General features: G+C 58.0%; 2 protein-coding genes. Both read left to right on the top strand.

The annotated features are described in order from the left end of the window. Positions 1 to 5: 5 nt before the first annotated feature. On the top strand, positions 6 to 15,734 hold the full coding sequence (locus EL633_RS19165) for a non-ribosomal peptide synthase/polyketide synthase (protein ID WP_161982257.1): 15,729 nt from the start codon (positions 6 to 8) through the stop codon (positions 15,732 to 15,734). A gap of 71 nt (positions 15,735 to 15,805) precedes the next feature. Further along, positions 15,806 to 26,305, top strand: a complete 10,500-nt coding sequence (locus EL633_RS19160) for a non-ribosomal peptide synthetase (RefSeq protein WP_126628724.1) — start codon at positions 15,806 to 15,808, stop codon at positions 26,303 to 26,305. The last annotated feature ends 5 nt before the right edge of the window (positions 26,306 to 26,310 follow it).

Raw genomic sequence — 26,310 nt, 5'->3', positions numbered from 1 at the left:
TACCTATGCAAGACTTTTCTCAACTCTCAGCAGCCAAGCAGAAATTACTCCAGCAACATTTACGGTCGAAATTAGCGCAGCAACAATCAACGCGGCAACAAGAGATACCCCATCGTCGGCCGCAGGGTCCGGTCGCCCTGTCCTTCGCGCAGCAGCGGCTCTGGTTCCTTCAGCAACTAGATGCCAAAGCTACTTCTTATAATCTGCCTGGAGCCTACCAGCTCACCGGTCCGCTATACATAGCCGTCCTATGGCATAGTATACAGGAGATTGTACGTCGTCATGAAACGCTCCGTACACAATTCGTGGCACACGATGGCTCCCCGGAGCAGGTTATCTTGCCAGAGCGCACGCTCCCTCTGCCTCTGATTGATCTGAGCTTGCTGACGGGGAGCCAGCAGCAGCGAGAGGTACAGCGGCTCTCAACACAGGATGCGCAACGCCCCTTCCAACTGGACAAGGGACCCCTCTTCCGAATTCATCTGGTACGGATGCAATCTGATCGGCATGTCTTGCTGTTCCTTTTCCACCATATCATCTTTGATGCTTGGTCGATTGGCCTGTTTATACATGAACTCAATGTGCTGTACGCGGCCTTCATGCATCAACATAGCTCGCCATTAACGGAACTTCCTGTCAGCTATAGCGATTATGCTGTCTGGCAGCGGCAGTGGTTTCAGGGATCGGTACGGGAGCAGCAAACACAATACTGGCTCACACAACTCCAGGGTATGAGTCCCTTGAATCTGCCAACAGACCGGCCCCGACCTTCCATGCTCAGCATGAAAGGTGCGCATTATCGCGCTCGGTTCCCTTACTCCCTGCTGGCCCGGCTCAAAGCGCTCAGTCAGCAAGAAGGCGTCACGTTGTTTATGGCTCTGGTTTCGACATTCCAGATCCTTGCGCACCGCTACACCCATCAAGATGATATCGTCATTGGCACCTCGATCGCCAATCGCTTACGTCCTGGCACTGAACACATAATTGGTTTCCTGGTTAATACCTTGCTGCTGAGAACCGATCTCTCTGGCAATCCCTCGTTTCAAACGGTGCTTAAGCGGGTGCAGCGTGTGATACGCGATGCTCTGACGCATCAGGATATGCCGTTTGAAGAACTTGTGGCCGCCATACAGACGGATAGGTCGTGGAGCACACAGCCACCACTACAGGTCCTGTTCGTCTTTAATAATACGCCGGCGACACAGCTCCAGTTGGGTCAAACCACGGCTCAGCCACTCATGGTTGAAAGCGGGAGCGCCAAATTTGATATCATGGTGGAGATCCAGGAAGTCGCCGATGGCCTGGATATCAGCTTTGAATATAGCACCGATCTCTTCGAAGAGGATACCATCGCCCGCCTCATAGCCCACTGGCGCAACATCATAGCTAGCGCCACCAGCCAGCCCGCGCAACGGATTGGCTATCTCCCATTTTTAAATCCTGAGGAGGAACAGCGCTTGCTGGTGGGATGGAATGCTACAACTACTGACTATCCTCTCGCTACCAGTTTCCTGCATCTATTTGCCGCGCAGGTCGCGCGAACACCTGATAGAGTGGCGCTCGTGTACGGGAATCAGTCTTTGACCTATCAAGAAGTGGATTACCAAACCACTCTTCTAGCCAGACGGCTCCTGGGGGCAGGCGTAACGACAGAGACGCTGGTCGCCCTCTACCTGGAGCGCTCCGCGAACCTCTTAATCACCATCCTCGCTATCTGGAAATGTGGTGGGACCTATCTCCCATTAGATCCGGCCTATCCTCAGGAACGGCTCCTGGCTATTGTTGGGGATGCGCAACCGTGGCTGATTATCACCACTGTGAGCCTGCACGCGACACTTACCCCTGCTCCATCTGTAAAGGTGTACCGCCTTGATGATAGCCCGTACGATGGCGTTGGGGATAAGGAGAGGCCCTGCCTCCCGGTTATCCACCCTCGGCAGCTCGCTTATATTATCTATACCTCTGGCTCTACCGGCCGGCCAAAGGGCGTCATGGTCACCCAGCAAGGGATGCTGAACCATCTGCTCGCCAAGGTTGATGATCTACAGCTCAGCGCGGACGATAGTGTCGCGCAGACCGCCTCGCACTGCTTTGATATCTCGGTCTGGCAATTGCTGGCAGCGTTGCTCACCGGCGGGCAGACGCACATCTTCTCAGATGACTGTAGCCACGATCCAGAGGCGCTCCACCAGCAGACGCAGACATCTGGCATCACGATTCTGGAAGTGGTACCCTCGCTGCTCAGTGTTATCCTGCAAATAGAGACGGAACGCCATACAGCAGCCCTGTCCTCGCTACGCTGGCTAGTCGTGACTGGCGAGGCGCTCCCCGTTTCACTCTGCCAGCATTGGTTTGAACAGTATTCACAGTTACCCCTGGTCAATGCCTATGGACCCACCGAGTGCTCCGATGACGTCACCCATGCGTTTATCTATCGGGGCGAGGAGTCCACGTCCAGTCTGTCGATGCCCATTGGGCGACCGATCGCTAATACACAGATCTATATTCTTGATGAGCACCTGCTCCCCGTCCCGATTGGGCACAGCGGGCAGATCTATGTGGGGGGGGTAGGAGTTGGTCGCGGCTATCTGCATGACGTGGAGAAGACGGCCCGCGCCTTCATTCCCGATCCTTTCACTACTACTGCGGGTAGCTGCCTGTATCATACCGGAGACGTTGGTCGCTACCGTGCTGATGGGAGCATTGAGTTCCTTGGCCGCGTCGATCAACAGATTAAGCTTCGTGGCTATCGCATTGAACTGGGCGAGATTGAAGCTCTTATCGCCCGCGAAGACTCTGTGCGGGAGTGCGTTGTCAATCTCTGGGAGGGAACATCTGGTGATCAGCATTTGATCGCCTACGTGGTGCCTGAGGATGGGGAGGACTTTGAGGTGGAGCTGGTGCGGCAGACGCTGGCTCAGCAGCTGCCAGCCTATATGCTCCCATCGGCGATCCTCCCTCTGCCAGCCTTCCCCCTGACCCCTAATGGCAAGATCGATCGACGCTCCCTGCCCATTCCGTCCTTTACGTCCGCTCAATCGACCCTGCCTGCCCTTCCTCCCTCACCCACGGAAGAGTTGCTGGCCTCCATCTTCGCCGAGGTACTCCAGCTCCCCCATGTCTCGGTCACCGATCAGTTCTTCGCCCTTGGCGGTCATTCCCTGCTCGCCACCCAGGTCATCGCCCGCGTGCGCCAGCGCTTCCACCTCGACCTGCCGGTCCGCGCCCTCTTTGAGGCTCCTGGCGTGCGTGCCCTGGCTCGTCTCATCGAGCAGCAGCGCTCCAGCTCCAGCACCTCCGCGCTCTCACGCCCTCCCCTGCTGCCGGTCGACCGCAACCGCCCGCTCCCCCTCTCCTTTGCCCAGCAGCGGCTCTGGTTCCTGCATCAGTTCGATCCAACCACTCTCGCCTACCACCTGCCGGTCGCCCTGCAGCTCCAGGGGACCCTGCAACTCGCGGCCCTCACCCAGAGCTTCCAGCAACTCCTCGATCGGCATGAGATCCTGCGCACCACCCTGCACAGCCAGGATGGCGAGACCTTCCAGCAGATCGAGCCATCCTCGACGTTCCTGCTGCCGCTGGTGGATCTCACTGGCCTGCCGCTCGCCGAGCAATCCAGCGCTCCCTTGCTACAACAGTTGCTGCGCATCCCCTTTGATCTGCGCCACGGCCCCCTGCTGCGCGGCCTTCTGCTGAGGCTGGCTTCCCAGGAGCATGTGCTGTTGCTGAGCATGGATCACAGCATCTCCGATGGCTGGTCGATGGGCATCCTGCTACGCGAGATCCGTGCCCTCTATCAGGCGGCGTGTGATGGGCAGACACCTGCACTCCCGCCGCTGCCTGTGCAGTACGCCGATTTCGCCCTCTGGCAGCGCCAGTTGCTCAGCGCCGACTACCTGGCACCCCATCTACACTACTGGCAGCAGCAGTTGGGACAGCTGCCCACACTGCAGCTGCCTACTGACTTCCCGCGCCCGGCGCTGCAGACCTTTACGGGGGCCAGGCAGCGAGTGCGCCTCTCCGGCGCTCAACGCGCCCAGCTCGTCGCCCTTAGCCAGCGTAGCGGCAGCACCCTCTTTATGACCCTGCTCAGTCTCTTCGGCCTGCTGCTGGCGCGCTACAGCGGGCAACAGGATCTCCCGATCGGCACTCCGATCGCCAACCGCACGCAGCCAGAGTTGGAGGGCCTGATCGGCTTCTTCGTCAATACGCTGGTGTTGCGCCTCTCGCTGGTGGGCGATCCCAGCTTTGAGCAGCTGGTGGCTCGCGTGCGCGAGCTGACCCTGGATGCCTATGCCCATCAGGAGGTGCCTTTCGAGCAGGTGGTGGAGAGCCTGCAGCTGCCACGTGATCCGGCACGCTCCCCACTCTTCCAGGTGATGTTTGTGCTGCAGAATGCCACTCCGTTAACGCAGGTCTCCGAGTCTTTCGCTGGACTCCAGCCAACGCTGCTCGACGTGCAGCCGGTCGGAGCCAAGTTTGACCTGACCCTGACGGTAGATGAGGAGACCGAGGGCCTCAGCTGCACCTTTGAATATAATCGCGATCTGTTCGCCGCAGCGACGATCCAGCGCCTGGCCCGACACTGGCTGCTGCTGGTCGATGCCGCCCTGGCCCATCCCGAGCAGCCAGTCGGGACCCTGCCACTGCTTACACCGGAGGACAGGCATCTACTACTGGAGGTAGTCAATGCGACCGAGACACCTTATGCTTTCGAGCGCAGCATACAGCAGAGGCTGGCTGAGCAGTTCGCCAGCCGACCCGATCAGATCGCCGTGACCTTTGAGCAGCAGCAGCTCAGCTATGGGGAGCTGGAGCGTCGCTCCAATCAGCTCGCCCACTTCCTGCACGCCCAGGGCATCGGTCCCGATCGCCTCGTCGGCCTGTGTCTGCAGCGCTCCCTGGAACTCGTCATCGCCATCCTCGCCGTCCTCAAGGCCGGTGGCGCCTACGTCCCCCTCGATCCCGACTATCCCACCGAGCGCCTGCGCTTCTTGATCGAGGATACCCACCTCTCCCTCGTGCTGACCCAGTATCCTCTGCTCCCTCTGCTGCCTTCGTCCGACTGCCGACGCCTATGTCTGGATCGTGACTGGATCCTGATCGCCGGGGAGTCCGATGCTCCCCTACCCACCCTCGTCCATCCTGAGCAGCTGGCCTATATGATCTACACCTCCGGCTCCACCGGCCTGCCCAAGGGGGCCATGAATACCCAGCAGGCTCTGCTCAACCGCCTGCTCTGGATGCAGCAACGCTACCAGCTCGATGCCACCGATTGCGTCCTGCAGAAGACCCCCTTTAGCTTCGATGTCTCCGTCTGGGAGTTCTTCTGGCCCTTGCTCGCCGGCGCTCGTCTGCTGCTGGCCGCCCCCGAGGGCCAGCGCGATAGCGCCTATCTGGTCGCGCTGATCCGGCAGCAGGCGGTAAGTCTGTGCCACTTCGTCCCCTCGATGCTCTCGGTCTTCCTGCAGGAGCCTGAGGTCAGCCATTGTCAGAGTCTGCGCGATGTTATCTGTAGCGGGGAGGCCCTCTCCTTCGAGCTGCAGCAGCGCTTCTTCGCGCGTCTGGGAGCCGGGCTGCACAATCTGTACGGACCCACCGAGGCGGCCATCGATGTGACCGCCTGGACCTGTCAGCCTGAGAGCCTGCGGCGCGAGGTCCCCATCGGTCGGCCGATCGCCAACCTGCGCGTCTATGTACTTGACGAGCGACTGCGGCCGCTGCCCATCGGCGTACCGGGCGAGCTCTATCTGGGCGGCATCGGTCTGGCTCGCGGCTACGCCGAGCGTCCGGCCCTGACCGCCGAGCGCTTCGTGCCCGATCCGCTGAGCCAGCAGCCGGGGGCGCGCCTCTACCGGACCGGGGACCGTGTGCGCTGGCTGGAGGACGGCACGCTCAGCTACCTGGGCCGCCTCGATTTCCAGGTCAAGATCCGTGGCCAGCGTATCGAACTCGGCGAGATCGAGCAGCAGTTGGAACGCCATCCGGCGGTGCGCGAGGCCGTGGTCCTGGCACGCGAAGAGCAGCCTGGCCATCCCTATCTTGCCGCCTACCTTGTAATACAACAGGATAATGCCCCCACACAGGAAGAGCTCCTGAAATATTTGCAGGGAAAACTTCCTCACTATATGCTACCTGCCCATTTTCTGCTGCTTGATGAACTTCCCCTGACAACAAATGGGAAGGTCGATCGCAAAGCGCTACCAGCACCACAGAGATCTTTGCGACAGCGACAAACGGACTTTGTCGCACCGCGGACCCCTGAAGAAGAGTTACTGGCCGGCATCTGGAGCACGGTCCTTGACCTTCCTCGCGTAAGCATCTATGACAATTTCTTCTCGCTGGGCGGTGATTCTATCTTAAGTCTGCAAGCGGTTTCAAAAGCCAGAAAAGCTGGCTTGCAGCTACAGGTCAAAGATTTTTTCCAGTATCAAACCATTGCGGAACTCAGCCCGCTCCTGCATATACAGGAGGTCATCGTAGATGCTCCATCCGGGCCGCATACAGGACCAGTACCACTGACGCCTGTTCAACACTGGTTCTTCTCGCAACAGTTGCCCGCACCCGATTATTGGAATCAGGCTATCTTATTGAAGCTATCTCCCACTATATCCTTGACACTGCTTGAACAGGCTCTGTGCGCGGTATTGCAACAGCATGAGATTTTGCATACCCGGTTCCACTATGAGCAGGAAACATGGCAGGCTACTATCCCGGCACAGTTTGGCACCCCGGACATCACTCGCATCGATCTCTCCCATATCCCTGCCAGCGAGCAAGAGGCCATGATCGTACAATTAACGAATCACTATCATGCCAGCCTTAAACTGACCACCGGCCTTTTAAGTCGCATCGTCCTGTTTGAAACAGACCCTGGAAAAGACAGGCAATTATTGATCGTGATCCACCATCTCGTTATTGACGGCGTCTCCTGGCGTATCCTCCTGGAGGATGTGCACAATGCGCTGCAGGGACAGGACAGCAAGAGAGCGGGCACGCAAAATACGTATCAGCAATGGGCAGAGAAGCTCCGGGTCTACGCTCAGTCGGAACGCCTGCTAGCAGAGGTCGCCTACTGGCAAGCCGCACTCGATCATCCAGTGCGGCCGCTGCATCGTGACTTTCCAGATGGAGAAAATCTGGAGGCGTCCGCGCGAACGATCAGTTTTACGCTTTCGCACGCCGCGACAACAGCCCTATTGCAGCAGGTGCCCGCTGCTTATAACATGCGCATCAATGATACCCTACTGGCGGCCCTGGCGCTGGCATTTGATGATTGGCAGCACCTCCCCTTATTTGTCGATGTAGAGGGCCATGGTCGAGAAGAGCTGTTCGCTGACTTTGATCCTTCCCAGGCAATCGGCTGGTTCACCAGTATCTTCCCTCTCTACATAAGCATATCTCATGCGTGGGATCTCGATCGCAGCCTGGTGGATATCAAGGAACAGATACGTGCCATCCCTGATCACGGCATCGGCTATGGATTGCTGCGCTATCTCTGCCAGCAGAGCGGCGTGCGAGATACCCTGGCGCGCTATCCGCAAGCCGAAGTTTCCTTTAATTATCTCGGCCAGTTTGACCAGATAATGCATACTACCGGCTTCTCACTTGCCCAATCAACCATAGGTCTTACACATCAGCCAGCGGGTCCGCGCCCCTACCTCATAGAGATTGTTGGTAGTATCAATGAACAGCAGCTTACGCTCGGTTTCACCTATAGCGCTCACATACATCGTGCGGATACCATTCAAAGGCTGGTCGACACTTTCTATAAACGGCTCACCAACCTGATCGCCTATTGCCAGCAACCAGGAGTGGGAAGGTACACCCCCTCTGATTTCCCGCTCATCACGTTAACACAGGAACAGTTGGATACGCTAGTACAATCGGCCGCAAAAAACCATATCCAGCAGGGGCAGTCCGCACGAGAGTGCATCCAGGATATCTATCCGCTGACCCCAACACAGCATGGTCTCCTCTTTCATTCCCTATATGCACTACATGAAGGTGTCTATGTGCAGCAGACCACCTTCACCATTGATGGCGCCTTGGATATAGAACACCTCCTGGCGGCATGGCAGGAAGTGACACAGCGCCACACCGTCCTGCGCACCGCTTTACGGATCGAGCCTCCCGTTCAAATAGTCTATCGCGCGGCACAAGTGCCGCTGCGCACATTTGACTGGCAGGACCTCGCTGCGGCGGAACAGGATGCGCAATTACAGGCATACCTCAAACAGGATCGCGAGCAAGGCTTTCTGCTGGATCAGCCCCCGTTGCAGCGCCTGGCGATCTTCCACCTGGGGCAGGATAGCACGATGGTCTGCTGGAGCTATCACCACGCCATTTTAGATGGCTGGAGCATCCCGCTGGTCTTCAACGATATCCTGGTCAGCTATCAAGCCAGAGTGCGGAACCAGCCGTGCCAGTGGCAGTCGGTGCGTGCCTATCGCGACTATGTCGCCTGGCTACAGCAGCAATCATCCGAGGCAAGCGAGCACTTCTGGCGCAGTTCACTGCAGGGTATACAATATCCGACCCCCCTGCCCGACAAACAAACGGATCAGAAACGACCAGCAGCAGTCACCTATCTGGAACGAACAGCGCTGCTAACAGCAGATGATACGCAAAAGCTGCAGGCGTTTACTCGTCACTATCACATTACAATACATAGCCTGCTGCAGGGTATCTGGGCATTATTGCTGAGCCGCTATAGTGGGGAAAGCACGGTCCTTTTTGGAACCACGGTAGCGGGGAGACCGGCCGAATTGATCGGGGTCGAAATGATGGTTGGACTCTTTATCAATACACTTCCCCTCGCCATCAGGATACCAGCCCACGAAAACGTCGTCGCCTGGCTCCAGCAGTTGCAGCTTCATAATGCGGAACTGCAGCAGTATGAATATAGCTCGCTGGTACAGATTCAGGCATGGAACGAGGTCGCCCAGGGGCGGCCATTGTTTGAGAGCATACTTGTGGTTGAAAACTATCCCCTCGACAGCATTATCGAGGATACCAGGAACGTCCTCGATATCCACAGCATCCAGACGGACGAACAGACGAACTATCCTCTGGTGTTGATGGTTGTCCCCGGTGAACAGTTGCACATCAAGTTTGTCTATGACAGCACTTTTTTTACGCAGATGACCATTGAGCGGCTGTTGGAAACCATCCATACGCTCATTAAGCGCATCATGAACAAGCCAGAACAAGAGGTTGATACCCTCTTGCAGATCACGCAGAATGAGCAGCAGCAGTTACGGGCGTGGAATGCGACCGAGACGCCCTATGCGTTGGAGTGCAGCATACAGCAGAGGCTGGCCGAGCAGTTCGCCAGCCGACCCGATCAGATCGCCGTGATCTTTGAGCAGCAGCAGCTCAGCTATGGGGAGCTGGAGCGTCGCTCCAATCAGCTCGCCCACTTCCTGCACGCCCAGGGCATCGGTCCCGATCGCCTCGTCGGCCTGTGCCTGCAGCGTTCCCTGGAACTCGTCATCGCTATCCTCGCTATCCTCAAGGCCGGTGGTGCCTACGTTCCCCTCGATCCCGACTATCCCACCGAGCGCCTGCGCTTCTTGATCGAGGATACCCACCTCTCCCTCGTGCTGACCCAGTATCCTCTGCTCCCCATGCTGCCCTCGTCCGACTGCCGACGCCTGTGTCTGGATCGTGACTGGATCCTGATCGCCGGAGAGTCCGACGCTCCCCTGCCCACCCTCGTCCATCCTGAGCAGCTGGCCTATATGATCTACACCTCCGGCTCCACCGGCCTGCCCAAGGGGGCCATGAATACCCAGCGCGCTCTGCTCAACCGCCTGCTCTGGATGCAGCAGCGCTACCAGCTCGATGCCACCGATTGCGTCCTGCAGAAGACCCCTTTTAGCTTCGATGTCTCCGTCTGGGAGTTCTTCTGGCCCTTGCTCGCCGGCGCTCGTCTGCTGCTGGCCGCCCCCGAGGGCCAGCGCGATAGCGCCTATCTGGTCGCGCTGATCCGGCAGCAGGCAGTAAGTCTGTGCCACTTCGTCCCCTCGATGCTCTCGGTCTTCCTGCAGGAGCCTGAGGTCAGCCATTGTCAGAGTCTGCGCGATGTTATCTGTAGCGGGGAGGCCCTCTCCTTCGAGCTGCAGCAGCGCTTCTTCGCGCGTCTGGGGGCCGGGCTGCACAATCTGTACGGACCCACCGAGGCGGCCATCGATGTGACCGCCTGGACCTGTCAGCCTGAGAGCCTGCGGCGCGAGGTCCCCATCGGTCGGCCGATCGCCAACCTGCGCGTCTATGTACTTGACGAGCGACTGCGACCGCTGCCCGTCGGTGTGCCGGGCGAGCTCTATCTGGGCGGCATCGGTCTGGCTCGCGGCTACGCCGAGCGTCCGGCCCTGACTGCCGAGCGCTTCGTGCCCGATCCGCTGAGCCAGCAGCCGGGAGCGCGCCTCTACCGGACCGGGGACCGTGTACGCTGGCTGGAGGACGGCACGCTCAGCTACCTGGGCCGCCTCGATTTCCAGGTCAAGATCCGTGGCCAGCGCATCGAACTCGGCGAGATCGAGCAGCAGTTGGAACGCCATCCGGCGGTGCGCGAGGCCGTGGTCCTGGCACGCGAAGAGCAGCCTGGCCATGCCTATCTCGCCGCCTACGTGGTGCCTGAGGATGGGGAGGACTTTGAGGTGGAGCTGGTGCGGCAGACGCTGGCTCAGCAGCTGCCAGCCTATATGCTCCCATCGGCGATCCTCCCTCTGCCAGCCTTCCCCCTGACTCCCAATGGCAAGATCGATCGACGCTCCCTGCCCATTCCGTCCTTTACGTCCGCTCAATCGACCCTGCCTGCCCTTCCTCCCTCACCCACGGAAGAGTTACTGGCCTCCATCTTCGCCGAGGTACTCCAGCTCCCCCGTGTCTCGGTCACCGATCAGTTCTTCGCCCTTGGCGGTCATTCCCTGCTCGCCACCCAGGTCGTCGCCCGCGTGCGCCAGCGCTTCCACCTCGACCTGCCGGTCCGCGCCCTCTTTGAGGCTCCTGGCGTGCGTGCCCTGGCTCGTCTCATCGAGCAGCAGCACTCCAGCTCCAGCACCTCCGCGCTCTCACGCCCTCCCCTGCTGCCGGTCGACCGCAACCGCCCGCTCCCCCTCTCCTTTGCCCAGCAGCGGCTCTGGTTCCTGCATCAGTTCGATCCAACCACTCTCGCCTACCACCTGCCAGTCGCCCTGCAGCTCCAGGGGACCCTGCAACTCGCGGCCCTCACCCAGAGCTTCCAGCAACTCCTCGATCGGCATGAGATCCTGCGCACCACCCTGCACAGCCAGGATGGCGAGACCTTCCAGCAGATCGAGCCATCCTCGACGTTCCTGCTGCCGCTGGTGGATCTCACTGGCCTGCCGCCCGCCGAGCAATCCAGCGCTCCCTTGCTACAACAGTTGCTGCGCATCCCCTTTGATCTGCGCCACGGCCCCCTGCTGCGCGGCCTTCTGCTGAGGCTGGCTTCCCAGGAGCATGTGCTGTTGCTGAGCATGGATCACAGCATCTCCGATGGCTGGTCGATGGGCATCCTGCTACGCGAGATCCGTGCCCTCTATCAGGCGGCGTGTGATGGGCAGACACCTGCACTCCCGCCGCTGCCTGTGCAGTACGCCGATTTCGCCCTCTGGCAGCGCCAGTTGCTCAGCGCCGACTATCTGGCACCCCATCTGCACTACTGGCAGCAGCAGTTGGGACAGCTACCCACGCTGCAGCTGCCTACTGACTTCCCGCGCCCGGCGCTGCAGACCTTTACGGGCGCCAGGCAGCGAGTGCGCCTCTCCAGCGCTCAACGCGCTCAGCTCGTCGCCCTTAGCCAGCGTAGCGGCAGCACCCTCTTTATGACCCTGCTCAGTCTCTTCGGCCTGCTGCTGGCGCGCTACAGCGGGCAACAGGATCTCCCGATCGGCACTCCGATCGCCAACCGCACGCAGCCAGAGTTGGAGGGCCTGATCGGCTTCTTCGTCAATACGCTGGTGTTGCGCCTCTCGCTGGTGGGCGATCCCAGCTTTGAGCAGCTGGTGGCTCGCGTGCGTGAGCTGACCCTGGATGCCTATGCCCATCAGGAGGTGCCTTTCGAGCAGGTGGTGGAGAGCCTGCAGCTGCCACGTGATCCGGCACGCTCCCCACTCTTCCAGGTGATGTTTGTGCTGCAGAATGCCACTCCGTTAACGCAGGTCTCCGAGTCTTTCGCTGGACTCCAGCCAACGCTGCTCGACGTGCAGCCGGTCGGAGCCAAGTTTGACCTGACCCTGACGGTAGATGAGGAGACCGAGGGCCTCAGCTGCACCTTTGAATATAATCGCGATCTGTTCGCCGCAGCGACGATCCAGCGCCTGGCCCGACACTGGCTGCTGCTGGTCGATGCCGCCCTGGCCCATCCCGAGCAGCCAGTCGGGACCCTGCCACTGCTTACACCGGAGGAGAGACAACAGATCCTGGGGGCACAAACAGCGCATCAGATAAAAACCAATGCGGACAGACACGCCCTTCCTTATTATATTGAGCAGCAGGTGCTCCTCCAGCCCGATGCTATCGGGCTGGTCTTCCAGGACGAGCAGATCACGTATACGGAGCTTAATCAGCGGGCAAATCAGCTGGCACACTTCCTGCACAGCCAGGGGGCAAGGATCGGGATGCCGATCGGGGTCTACCTGGAACGCTCACTCGCACTCCCGCTAGCTATCCTGGCCATCTTGAAGGCCGGCGGCACTTACGTGCCGCTCGATCCCTCATTGCCACCAGAGAGGCTGGCTTTTATGCTCGCGGATACCGCGATGCCCCTCTTGCTCACACAGCAGGCATGGCGGGAACGCATCCCCTCGGAGCTCACACACGTGCTAGTTATAGATGCCTATCAGGAACAGCTAACGGCGCTACCCGAGCACAATCTGCCTACCATCTCCTCTGAGGTGCCCGCCTATATTATCTATACGTCAGGATCAACCGGCACCCCCAAAGGCGTCGTTGTGCAGCACAAACAGGCGGCCAGACTCTTCCAGACAACGGAGCAACAGTTCCACTTTCAGGCCAGCGATACCTGGACCTTATTCCACTCGTACGCCTTTGATTTCTCGGTCTGGGAGATATGGGGGCCGCTACTCTATGGCGGTAAGCTAGTGGTTGTCCCCTACCTGGTGACTCGCGATCCAGACATGTTCCACCACTTGCTGGAGGAGCAGGCCGTTACAATCCTGAATCAGACGCCCTCAGCCTTCCAGCAACTCGTACAATCGAATCAGCGCCTGGGCAGCCCCAGACAGCTCGCGCTGCGCTTTATCATCTTCGGTGGGGAGGCGCTAGATCCACAACGCCTACAACCCTGGATAGACGTGTATGGTCTGGAAAACCCACAGTTGATTAATATGTACGGCATCACTGAGACGACGGTCCACGTCACCTATCATCAGATTACGGCCCGCGACGTCGCCGGAGAGGCAGGCAGCACGATTGGATCGGCCCTAGTTGATCTACAGCTCTATGTACTCGATAGGTATCTACAATGCGTCCCGTTCGGGGTCGCGGGCGAACTTTACGTGGGAGGTGAGGGTGTCAGCGCGGGCTACTTGCAGCGTCCAGCGCTGACGGCCGAGCGCTTCATCCCACATCCATACAGTCAGATAGGTGGCGCCCGCCTCTATCGCACGGGCGATCTTGCCTGCCTGCATATCGATGGTACGTTCCAATACCTCGGCCGTATCGATGAGCAGGTCAAGATACGCGGATTCCGCATCGAGCTGGGAGAGATAGAAGCTCAGTTAGTTCGCCACCCGCACATTCAGGACGCCATCGTGCTGGCCCGAGGAGAGATGGGAGAGGAGCGCAACCTCATCGCTTATATCGTTCCTCAGCAGCAAGCCAGCCTCTCTATCCAGGTGCTGCGCGCATTCCTCCAGACAGCATTGCCAGACTACATGCTTCCATCCGCCTTCGTGCAGGTGGAGAGCTTCCCCTTAACAAGAAATGGCAAGGTCGATCGGCAGGCGCTCTTCCTCATTGAGGATCAATCTCACGTTGGCGAAAGAGAGGTGGAGGGCGAGCAGCTGCATAATCCCCTGGAGGCTCTGGTGGCTGATACCTGGCGCGAAATCTTAGGTGTGCCGGTCTCTTCGGCGCGGGATAACTTCTTTGCCATTGGAGGCCAATCGCTGCTGGCGACCCGCGTCATCGCACAGCTGCGCAAAGTGGTACAGAGCGACCTCCCTCTGCACCTCATCTTTGAATATCCTACCGTTGAAGGACTCGCCCAGCAGATCGAACAAAGAATTGCCGGCGCGCCAATCGCGCAGACACCCCCTCTGGTACCACTGGCCCAGGGTCAGACAGCGCCGCTCTCCTTTGCGCAGCAGCGGCTCTGGTTTCTGGATCAGCTTGAGTCCGGTAGCTCCGCCTACACCATTCCTATCGCGGTCGAGCTACAGGGAAGGCTTCATCTGCGCGCCCTCGAACAGAGTATCGCCACCATCATTGAGCGCCACGAGAGCCTGCGCACACACATCGTGGTGGAAAACGATCAGCCGATCCAGGTCATCCAGCAGCCCGGCACCTTCCAGCTACCGATCATTGACCTGAGCACGCTGGATAGAGAGGCGCAAACACGCATCACGCGGACGCTGCTCCGGCAGAACGCGGATCGCTCTTTCAATCTCACCACAGGTCCACTTTTCGCGACCACACTGATCAGGCTTGAGCCGACACGCTATCTATTCTTATGGAGCATGCACCATATCATCGCTGATGGCTGGTCCCTCGACGTGCTGGTACGAGAGCTAAGCGCGCTCTATAACCATGTAGCCACGCAGGTGCCTTTTTCCTTAGCCAGCCTGCCAATCCAATATCGTGATTACGCGATCTGGCAACGCCAATGGCTGCGGGGGACATTGCTAGCCCAACACCTGGACTACTGGCGCGAGCAGCTCAAAGGCGTGCGACCCCTGGAGATCACCACCGACTATCCACGACCACCACGCCCGACGCAGCATGGAGCGCACTACATCTTTACGCTACCCGCGCAACTCAAGGACGCCATACACAGGGCCGGTCAGCAAGAGGGCACCACGCTCTTTATGACCCTGCTGGCCGCCTTCCAGATCTTTTTGTATCGCTATACGGGACAGGCTGATGTGGTCGTGGGAACGGATATAGCGAACCGCACACATGTCGAAACCGAAGGTCTGATCGGCTTCTTCGTCAATCTATTGCCCTTGCGCACAAATCTCAGTGGAAATCCTTCGTTTCAGCATGTTCTGCAACGTGTGCGCGACGTAGTGCTAGGCGCATACAAACACTACGACACGCCATTTGAGATGCTCGTTGAGCACCTCAGGCCCGAGCATGAACCCAATCGCCTACCAATCGTGCAGATCTTGCTGGTGCTCCAGAACCAGCCACAAAGCGAGCCGCAGATGGTCGATTTGACGCTCCAGGTGCTACAACACGAGATTACTAGCGCGAAATTTGAAATCGCTCTCTTTTTACAGGAGGGGAAAGACGGGTTAGAGGGTATCGTTGTCTATAACACAGATCTCTTTAAAGAAGAGACCATAGCTACCATGATGCAGCAATTTGTCACCCTGCTCGACAGCGCCACTCAGCACAGCGATACGCCAATCAATCTTCTCACCAGGCATAATCAGCTGGAGCTTAGTCGTGAAGCGCAACAGCGCAAAGAACGCCTGAGCACAGGCCTGCGCAAATTAAAACGAGGAAAAGCAACCACCTAATGTTCAATGTATGTGCCGATCCCTCTCTGCATATCACTGCTTAACGATAGAAATCAGGAGTACAGGTATCCATGCAAAAGACAGATTTAAAGGGCTTTCAACTTTCCCTGCAACAGACACGCCTCTGGACGCATCAAGGCCAAGATCTGGTTTATTATACGCGTAGCGCTGTTAGCATCGATGGTCAGCTCAATACAGCCCTGTTCTTACAAGCCCTGCAGCAAATCGTCGCACAGCATGAAATACTGCGCACAACCTTCTATATATCACCAGGCATGGAAGTGCCGATGCAGGTCATCCAGCCTGATTACCAGGTGTGCTGCCCGATCATACAACTTGCACCACACGAGACGCTGCATAGAGACGCGCTCATACAACACTATGTCGCGGATATCCAGCAGCCGGGGATCGACCTGGCCAGGGGTCCCCTATTTCAAGCGCAACTCTTGCGTATCACTCCGCAGGAGCATATCCTCCTCCTCAGCATCCCGACGTTGTGCGGAGATACCTTCACGCATAAACAGATCGTGACAGATATACTGCGCATGTATGCGCATATACAGCATGGGGAGAAGCTGGAGGAAGAGCCACTCCAATACGTTGATGTCTCTAACTGGCAAAACGAGCTGCTTCAGGAGGACGATGCCACCGAACAACAAGCTTACTGGGACAGGTTCGACCTTGCGCAGATCGCCAGCGCGCCAGTACCATTCAGTCAGCATTACCAGGGGACAGACACGCAGGCTTTCTCCCCACAGAGCATCAGCATTCCCGTTGATACGACCGTTACCCGGCAGCTCCTAGCTCTGGCGGAGCGCTACGCGGTTACCGGTGAAGTCGTCCTCCTCACTTGCTGGCAGACGTTACTCTGGCGCTTGACAAACGCTTCCCCGTACCTGCACGGTATTGCGTGCAGTGGACGCGACTATGAAGAGCTACAAACAGCGGTGGGGGCATACGCGCGCCTGGTTCCGTTCGGTATCGAATTGAGTGGGCAGCACTCCGTAGATCAGAGTCTGATGCTCGTAAAGGCCGCACTGCAAGAGGCAAGGGATGCGCAATTCTATTTTAACGCGCCTACAGAGCAGACAGGCTTTCCAGTGCAATTTGAGTTCGATGACTGGTCCAGCGTCAATGCGTCCAGGGATCTCCAGGCCACCTTATTGCACCAGGCCAGCCTGAGCGAACCATTTCTATTAAAACTCAATAGTATCCAGACCGAAGCTGCGCTCTACCTGACTTTACACTTTGATGCCACCAGCATCTCGGCCGGGCATGCCAGCGAGATCGGCCATGTATTTAGCAGGCTGCTCGAACAGGTCAGCGCCGGAGCCTCCATTAAGTCTGGACAGCTCGCGCTTGTGACAGAGAACGAGGCCGCCAGACTCCAACAGCTCTTTACAGGCCCCCAGTCCCCCATGCAGACACATAACCTGATTCAGCACTTTGAGGCCTACGCGGCCCGACATCCAGACCAGACAGCGCTGGTCTGTGGACCCGAAAAGCTCAGTTACCGGCAATTAAATGAGCGCGCCAACCAGTTAGCGCACCGCCTCATCGCCAGCGGGATCACCGCCAATAGTCTGGTGGCGCTCTACCTGGAGCGTTCAATCTCTATGCTGGTGGGTATGTTAGCGACGCTAAAAGCGGGGGGAGCGTATGTACCATTGGATGCGGAGCAACCGGCCAGCCGTATCGCGTGGCAGCTACAGGATACAGCCGCGTCCGTCATTCTCACCCAATCAGGTGTGTTGCAGGAACGACTCACAGGCGCTCCGGGCGCCCTCATCATGCTTGACGACCCACGAGAAGGCCTGGAACAGGAGGCCACGACGAATCCCGGTATCGTGAATGATCTGCAGGACCTGGCTTACATCATCTATACTTCTGGTTCAACCGGCAGGCCGAAAGGTGTTATGCTGCGCCACGCAGGAGTAAACAACTATATTCAGAGTCTCAGTCAATTCATAGCCAGCGAGCCAGGACTGCACTTTGCCAGTGTCTCTACCCTGGCGGCCGACCTGGGCAATACCGTGATCTTCTGTTCCCTGGCCTCCGGTGGCTGTCTGCACCTCATCACCTATGAGACCTTTACCTCAAGCGCGGCGTTTGGCAACTATATGAGCCAGCAGCGCATCGATGTCTTGAAGATCGTGCCTTCTCATCTCTCATCGCTGCTGTCCACGGCTGAGAGCCGACAGATCTTACCACAGCGCCACCTGGTATTGGGTGGTGAGGTCTTTCCCCGCTCGCTGCTGCAACGTCTGCAGGCATTGGATTATAGCGGAACGATTACCAATCACTACGGGCCAACGGAGACCACCATTGGCGCCCTCACCTATCGCGTTGATAGCTCCGCGCTCGCCGGGCATAGCACAGTTCCAGTTGGTTGCCCCATCACCAATACTGAGGTATATCTCCTCGATCAATCCGCCCAGATCGTACCATTGGGCATTGCCGGCGAACTGTACATAGGTGGCGCCGGGGTGGCGGCCGGCTACCTGAACCAGCCAGCACTCACTGACGAACGTTTTATCCCCCATCCCTTTAAAGATGGCGCTCGCCTCTATCGCACAGGAGATCTGGTGCGCGCCGATGAGAATGGCATTATTGAGTACCTCGGTCGCATCGATAATCAGGTCAAGATCCGGGGGTACCGGGTCGAGATAGGAGAGATTGAAGCGGCCTTACGCCAACTGCCAGAGGTGCATGAATGCGTTGTGCTGGCTCAGGAGGATCAGAGACTGGTGGCCTACGTAGTCCCCAGGAAACAAACGCATACACCCTCGACGCAGCTGTTGCGTCAGGCCCTTGAGCAACAGCTGCCGGCCTACATGCTACCAGCGACTTTTGTCTACCTGCGCTCATTGCCGCTGACCGCCAATGGCAAGCTTGATCGCCACAAGCTAGCGGACCTGCAGATCGCGGAAGAACAAAAGACGGCCTATGTAGCGCCCTCCACTCTGGTAGAGGAACTGCTGGTAAGTATATGGGAGAGCCTGCTCAACGTTCAACACATCGGCGTCAACGATCATTTCGTCGATCTTGGCGGCCATTCGCTGCTGGCGACCCAGATCGTCTCGCGCATACGCACCATTCTGCAGGTTGAGATACCATTGCGGGTAATCTTCGAGCAGCCGACCATCGCGAGCATCGCACGCTACATCGCGCAGACAAGCCAGTCCTCACATCCACAAACTATCCAGTTGCGGGATCGGCAGCAGCCACCGGTGCTATCCTTTGGTCAGCAGCGCCTCTGGTTCCTCAATCAATTGCAGCCCAAGAGTACGGCCTATACCCTGTCTAAAGCGATTCGCCTGCAGGGAGACCTCAATATACAGGTCCTGGAGCAGAGCTTTGCCGCGCTGATCGCTCGTCACGAAACATTGCGGACCTGCTTCCAGGTCCAGGATACACAACCGGTACAGATCATCACCGAACCGGGTCAGCCCGCGATGAGCTACCTCGATATCAGCACCGAGGCATCGGAGCAGCGTGAGGTGAGCATTCAGGCCATACTTCAGCAAGAGCAGCAGCGGCCCTTCGATCTTGCGCAGGGTCCACTACTACGCATAATGCTCATTCGCGTTGCTGAACAGGAACATGTGCTATGTCTGAACATGCATCATAGCATCTCGGATGGCTGGTCAAATACGATTCTCGTACAAGAGATGGCGACGCTCTACAACGCCTTCCATCAACAGACGGTCGCTGAACTGGCGAAGCTGCCGATTCAATATGCCGATTTCGCCGTCTGGCAACGCCAGGTCCTCGCTCAGAGCGAGTTCTATCAGGAGCAGATGCGCTACTGGGTACAGCAATTGCAGCATCTAGAGCCACTACAGCTCCCAACCGATCGCCCACGCCCAGCGACCCAGACCTTCTGTGGGGATCAACGGCAGATAAAGATCTCCAGCCAGCTCCGTGAACGGCTCAACCAGTTGTGTCAGCAGGAAGGGGTGACACAGTTTATGGCCCTGCTGGCCGCCTTCCAGGTGTTGCTGGCCCACTATAGCGGGCAGAGCGATATCGCGGTCGGCACACCGATCGCTAATCGCACGCGTACGGAGATCGAAGGCCTGATCGGCTTCTTCGCCAATACACTGGTGATTCGCACGGACCTTAGCGGCGCGATGACATTCAAGCAATTGCTCAAACAGGTGAGCGAAAAAGCTCTGCAGGCTTATGCGCACCAGGATCTTCCCTTTGAGAAACTGGTGGAAGAACTCCATCCCGAGCGCGATCTCAGTCGCTTCCCGCTATTCCAGGTGGCCTTCTCACTGCAGAAAGCACTGGACGCCGAAAGCTATACACTGCAGCAGCTACAGATCAGCCCTGTTGAGATCGAGAATAGCACGATGGCGAAGTTTGATCTGACACTCGTCGTAACGGATACAGAACAGACCCTCGACTGCCTACTTGAATATAATACCGATCTTTTTGATACCACGACGATTGAGCGCATGCTCGACCATTGGTTACTCGTCCTGGAAGCATTGACCACCGATGTAGAGCAGCCAATCAAGGAGATAAGCCTGCTCAGTGTACAGGAAAAGAGTCTGGTACTTGAGCAGTGGAATACAACTGAGACAGATTACAGCGGCTATGGGGACTCTCTACAGCAGTTGATTGAGCAGCAGTGCACGCACGACCCGGACCGCATCGCCGTGACCTTTGAGCAACAGCAGCTCAGCTATGGGGAGCTGGAGCGTCGCTCCAATCAGCTCGCCCACTTCCTGCACGCCCAGGGCATCGGTCCCGATCGCCTCGTCGGCCTGTGTCTGCAGCGTTCCCTGGAACTCGTCATCGCCATCATCGCCATCCTCAAGGCCGGTGGCGCCTACGTCCCCCTCGATCCCGACTATCCCACCGAGCGCCTGCGCTTCTTGATCGAGGATACCCACCTCTCCTTCGTGCTGACCCAGCATCCTCTGCTCCCCCTGCTGCCTTCGTCCGACTGCCGACGCCTGTGTCTGGATCGTGATTGGATCCTGATCGCCGGGGAGTCCGACGCTCCCCTACCCACCCTCGTCCATCCTGAGCAGCTGGCCTATATGATCTACACCTCCGGCTCCACCGGCCTGCCCAAGGGGGCCATGAATACCCAGCAGGCTCTGCTCAACCGCCTGCTCTGGATGCAGCAGCGCTACCAACTCGATGCCACCGATTGCGTCCTGCAGAAGACCCCTTTTAGCTTCGATGTCTCCGTCTGGGAGTTCTTCTGGCCCTTGCTCGCCGGCGCTCGTCTGCTGCTGGCCGCCCCCGAGGGCCAGCGCGATAGCGCCTACCTGGTCGCGCTGATCCGGCAGCAGGCAGTAAGTCTGTGCCACTTTGTCCCCTCGATGCTCTCGGTCTTCCTGCAGGAGCCTGAGGTCAGCCATTGTCAGAGTCTGCGCGATGTTATCTGCAGCGGGGAGGCCCTCTCCTTCGAGCTGCAGCAGCGCTTCTTCGCGCGTCTGGGAGCCGGGCTGCACAATCTGTACGGACCCACCGAGGCGGCCATCGATGTGACCGCCTGGACCTGTCAGCCTGAGAGCCTGCGGCGCGAGGTCCCCATCGGTCGGCCGATCGCCAACCTGCGCGTCTATGTGCTTGACGAGCGACTGCGACCGCTGCCCATCGGCGTACCGGGCGAGCTCTATCTGGGCGGCATCGGTCTGGCTCGCGGCTACGCCGAGCGTCCGGCCCTGACCGCCGAGCGCTTCGTGCCTGATCCGCTGAGCCAGCAGCCGGGGGCGCGCCTCTACCGGACCGGGGACCGTGTGCGCTGGCTGGAGGATGGCACGCTCAGCTACCTGGGCCGCCTCGATTTCCAGGTCAAGATCCGTGGCCAGCGCATCGAACTCGGCGAGATCGAAACGATCCTCAGCCACCACTCCGCCATCCGCGATGCCGTCGTTACCACGCAACCCGACAGCCAGCACAATCCACAGCTGATCGCCTATCTGGTCCCTGATAGAGAGGCAGCTCATCCACTCTTCTATCTTTTACACCTGCAAAACGCGGGCCTGATTAGCGCCCGCCAACAATATGAACTCCCCAATGGGATGACTATTGTGAGCCAGAATAAAAACGAGACCGAGTTTCTGTATCGCGAAATCTTTGAGGACAATACCTACGCCAGCAATGGCATTCAGCTGCCAGCCAATAGCTGCGTCTTTGATATTGGCGCCAATATCGGTCTGTTCAGCCTCTTTATCGGCCAACAATGTCCCGACGCCAGGATCTACGCCTTTGAACCCATTCCCCCTTTACACCAGATCGCGCAGTTGAACGCGGATATCTATCGGCTCCAGGCGACCATCTTTGAACAGGGCCTGGCCGACGCAAAGATGTCGGTGCCGCTCACCTACTATCCCCATATCTCGATTATGTCGGGTCAGTACGCCGATGTGGACGAAGAGCGGGCCGTGGTGGCTTCATTCCTGCGGCAGTTACCCGAGACAGGCGGATTAACACCGCAGGAGCTAGACGAACTCATTAGCGAACGGCTCACCAGCGAAACCATTCAATGCACCATGACAACGCTCTCAGATGTCATCGCACAACAACAGATTGCACAGATCGATCTGCTCAAAATTGACGTTGAAAAGGGCGAATTGGCCGTATTGAAGGGTATCCAGAACGAAGATTGGCCGAAGATCCAGCAGATCGTGATGGAGGTCCATGATCTTGAAGGACGCCTGCAGGCATGCACCCAGCTCCTGCAAGCACAGGGCTATCAGCTCGCTATTGAAAAGGAGCGTTACCTGACCGCGACCGATCTCTATACCATCTATGCCCGCCGCTCACCCACAATAGCGGCACACCTGGAGGCGGAGCATGGACATACATGGGGCTGGAGCAGCGCGCAGGCATTGCAGCGCGAGATCCGCAGCTACCTGAATGGAAAATTGCCTGCGGCACTCCATCCCACACGATGGGTCTGGTTGGAAGAGTTGCCACTTACCCATAATGGGAAGCTGGATCGTAAGGCATTGCCAGCGCCGTCCACGATGGCACGGGAAAAAGGGAGCCAGACCGTGCCACGTACGCCGCTGGAAGAGACGCTTGTGCAGCTCTACAGCAAGCTGCTGAACGTCTCGCAGGTCGATATTCACGACCATTTCTTTGACCTTGGCGGCCATTCCCTACTGGCCACACAGCTCATATCCCGGCTACGTACACTCTTACAGATCGAGTTGCCGCTACATATCCTGTTTGAGCACCCGACGATTGTGGAACTGGCCCAGCACATTGAACTGGCGCAACTTCAGCAGAGAGGGACGCATCTACCTCCACTGGCTCCAACCAGCCGCGATCAGGTGCTGCCACTCTCGTTCGCGCAACAGAGACTCTGGTTCCTGCACCAGTTAGAACCCAATAACACCATTTATACGATCCCTATCGCCCTCCACTTGAAAGGCAAGCTGCAGGTCAAGGCACTGATCCAGAGCCTGAGCTACAGTATTGCGCGCCAGGAGAGCCTGCGCACGACCTTTCCAACGCATGATGGCGCGCCACAGCAATTGATCGGACCGGCGGTATCTGCCAACCTGCCGCTGATCGATCTTAGCGCCCTCACGCCACAAACGCGAGAAGAGACGCTCCACTCGCTCATTCAGCAGCAAGAGGCGCAACCATTCCAGCTACTGACGGGGCCGCTGTTCAGAAGCACCTTACTCTATCTGGGGCCGCAAGAACATGTCTTTGTGCTCACCATGCATCATATCATCACCGATGGTTGGTCGATGAATATCCTGGCCCACGAGATCAGCACGATCTACCAGGCACTCAGCGCGCAACGACCCGTTCCCCTGGCCAACCTGCCTGTTCAGTACGCTGATTTCGCGCTCTGGCAACAGCAATGGCTACAGGGGGACGAACTCAAACGGCAGCTGGCCTATTGGAGGCAGCAGCTTCAGGACAGCGAGACATTGGAATTGCCCACCGACCATCCTCGCCCACCTTACCAGACCTACAGAGGGGCGCGCGAGCGATTTAGCATAGATGCAGGGCTACGCGACGCGCTGCAATCGCTCGGACGGCAAGAGGAGGTCACACTCTTCATGGTCCTGCTAAGCACCTTCCAAATTCTGCTCGCCAGGTATAGCCGGCAGATCGATATAGTCGTCGGCATAGATACGGCCAATCGTGATCGGCAGGAGATCGAAAATATCATCGGCTGCTTTATCAACACCCTGGTGCTGCGTACCGATCTGAGCGGGAATCCCAACTTCAAAGAGATCCTCAGGCGCGTGCGCCGGGTTACACTGGATGCCTACTCCTATCAGGACCTGCCATTTGAAAAGCTTGTTGAGGAGTTGCAGCCCACACGCGACCTCAGCCGTTCGCCACTCTTTCAAGTCTTCTTCACCTACCAGGTGACCAACCAGATAGCAAGCCTCCAGACGGCAACTTCGCAGGAACTCCATTTCAGTCCCATTACCATAGATAGGATGGTGGCCAGATTCGATCTTTCGCTGGCCGTCACAGACGATGGACAGGAACTTGACTGCGAGATTGAGTATAACGTGGATCTTTTTGAAGCGGCCACTATTCGACGTCTCCTGCATCACTGGCAGACGCTGCTATACAATGTGGTTAAAACACCAGAGGCAAGGATGGCGGACCTTGAACTATTGTCAGAGGAAGAGGCGCAGGCGGTTCGCAGGCAGGCCACAGCAGGCCAGGCCCGCTATCAGACAGAGTTGCTGCTGCCAGAACTGATCGCGGCACAGGCCCGGCAGACGCCAGAGAGGATCACCTTTGTTTTTCAAGGGCACGCTATTACCTATGGTGTGCTGCATCAACGCGCGCATAGATTGGCCAACTACCTGGCCGCACAAGGCGTCGGGACCGAAACACTGGTGGGTATCTACCTTGAGCGATCACTGGACATGGCCATCTCCATGCTGGCCATATTCTATGCAGGTGGAGCATATATTCCGCTTGATACAAGCTATCCAGCGGCGCGCATCGCCACCATTCTCAACGATGCCTGTCCAGCCCTCATCCTCACCAACACTACGTTACAGCGTCAGCTACCTGAAGAGTGTACCACGCACATCATCAAACTGGATCAGCTTAGCACGCAGGAACTGACAGGCATGGCGGAACGTCGGGCGGTTCGCTATCATCCAGATCAACTGGCGTACGTCATTTTCACCTCGGGATCAACCGGGCGTCCCAAGGGAGCCATGATTACACACAGGGGAATGCTCAATCATCTCTATGCCAAGATCGAGACCCTGGGGATCGAACAGTCTGAGCGCATAGCGCAGACGGCATCGCATTGTTTTGATATCTCAGTCTGGCAATTCTGGGCGGCACTACTCACAGGCGGACAGACCCATATTCTGGGCAACGCAATCACCCATGAACCCATCCGGCTGCTTGAGCACGTCCACCATTTGGGCATCTCTCTGTTAGAGGTGGTACCATCGCTGCTGCGCATCTGGCTTGACGAGATCGATTACACCGGTGCCGTTTCCACCACGCAGCTCACCGCCTTGCGCTACCTCATTATTACAGGGGAGTCCGCGTCACCACAGCTCGGCCGGCGCTGGCTACAGCATTCACGGCACATCCCGTTGATCAATGCCTATGGCCCCACCGAATGCTCGGACGATGTCACGCACGCTATCATCACGCAGGCGAACACGTTAGAAAAGAGAAGCATTCCCATCGGCTATCCCATCGCCAACCTGGCCATTTACCTGCTCGATGACCACCTGAAACTCGTTCCACCAGGCGTCATCGGCCAGATATATGTCGGAGGTGTCGGTGTGGGGCGGGGATACCTGCAGCACCCTGAGCAGACGGCGGCCGCCTTCCTGCCAGATCCCTATGCCCAGCAACCAGGGAGCCGTCTCTATCGGACCGGCGATCTTGGACGCACCTTACCCGATGGGCAGATCGAGTTCCTCGGTCGCGTAGATCACCAGGTTAAATTGCGCGGCTTCCGCATTGAATTGGGCGAAATTGAAGAGGTCCTGCTCACCCATCCGGATGTGCGCGCTGCCCTGGTCACAATCTGGGAAGAGTCGTCCAGGAGCCAACAGCTTGTAGCCTATGTTGTCAGCGACAAAGCCGCCGAGGGCGAGGGCCTGGAAGAGTTACTACAAGCGTACCTGCGCGCCAGGCTGCCGGGCTATATGCTCCCAGGCGCCTTCCTGCTACTCGACGAACTACCATTGACTCCCAATGGCAAGATCGATCGCAAAGCGCTCCCCCATCCACAGGAGAAGAACAGCCAGCGGCAAAGGCGCATGCCACAGACTGCCGCGGAAACAGTGTTGGCGGCCATCTGGATGCACAGCCTGGGCGCCGAACAGGTCGCCGTCAACGATAACTTTTTTGAAGCCGGCGGCCACTCGCTGCTGGCGACACAGATTATCTCACGCATCCAGACCATTTTTCAGCTAGAGTTCCCCCTCAATCTTTTCTTTACCTGCACCACTATTGAGGAGCAGGTGCAGGCAATAGCCGAGATAGCTGGTGGACGCGAAACGATCGAGGAAATAGCCCAGATTTATCAAGAGATCGAAGCCCTCTCAGAAGAAGAGTTGGCACAGCTTCCCACTGAATAAGAACG

The sequence above is a fragment of the Dictyobacter alpinus genome (genome assembly GCF_003967575.1).
Taxonomy (GTDB): Bacteria; Chloroflexota; Ktedonobacteria; order Ktedonobacterales; family Ktedonobacteraceae; genus Dictyobacter; species Dictyobacter alpinus.
Note: the sequence above shows the minus strand (reverse complement) of the source record. Positions and strands in the feature narration are given on the sequence as shown.

Bases quoted from the DNA above. Each gene is read 5' to 3' on its own strand.
- EL633_RS19165 (WP_161982257.1), top strand. From the start codon at position 6: ATGCAAGACTTTTCTCAACTCTCAGCAGCCAAGCAGAAATTACTCCAG.
- EL633_RS19160 (WP_126628724.1), top strand. From the start codon at position 15,806: ATGCAAAAGACAGATTTAAAGGGCTTTCAACTTTCCCTGCAACAGACA.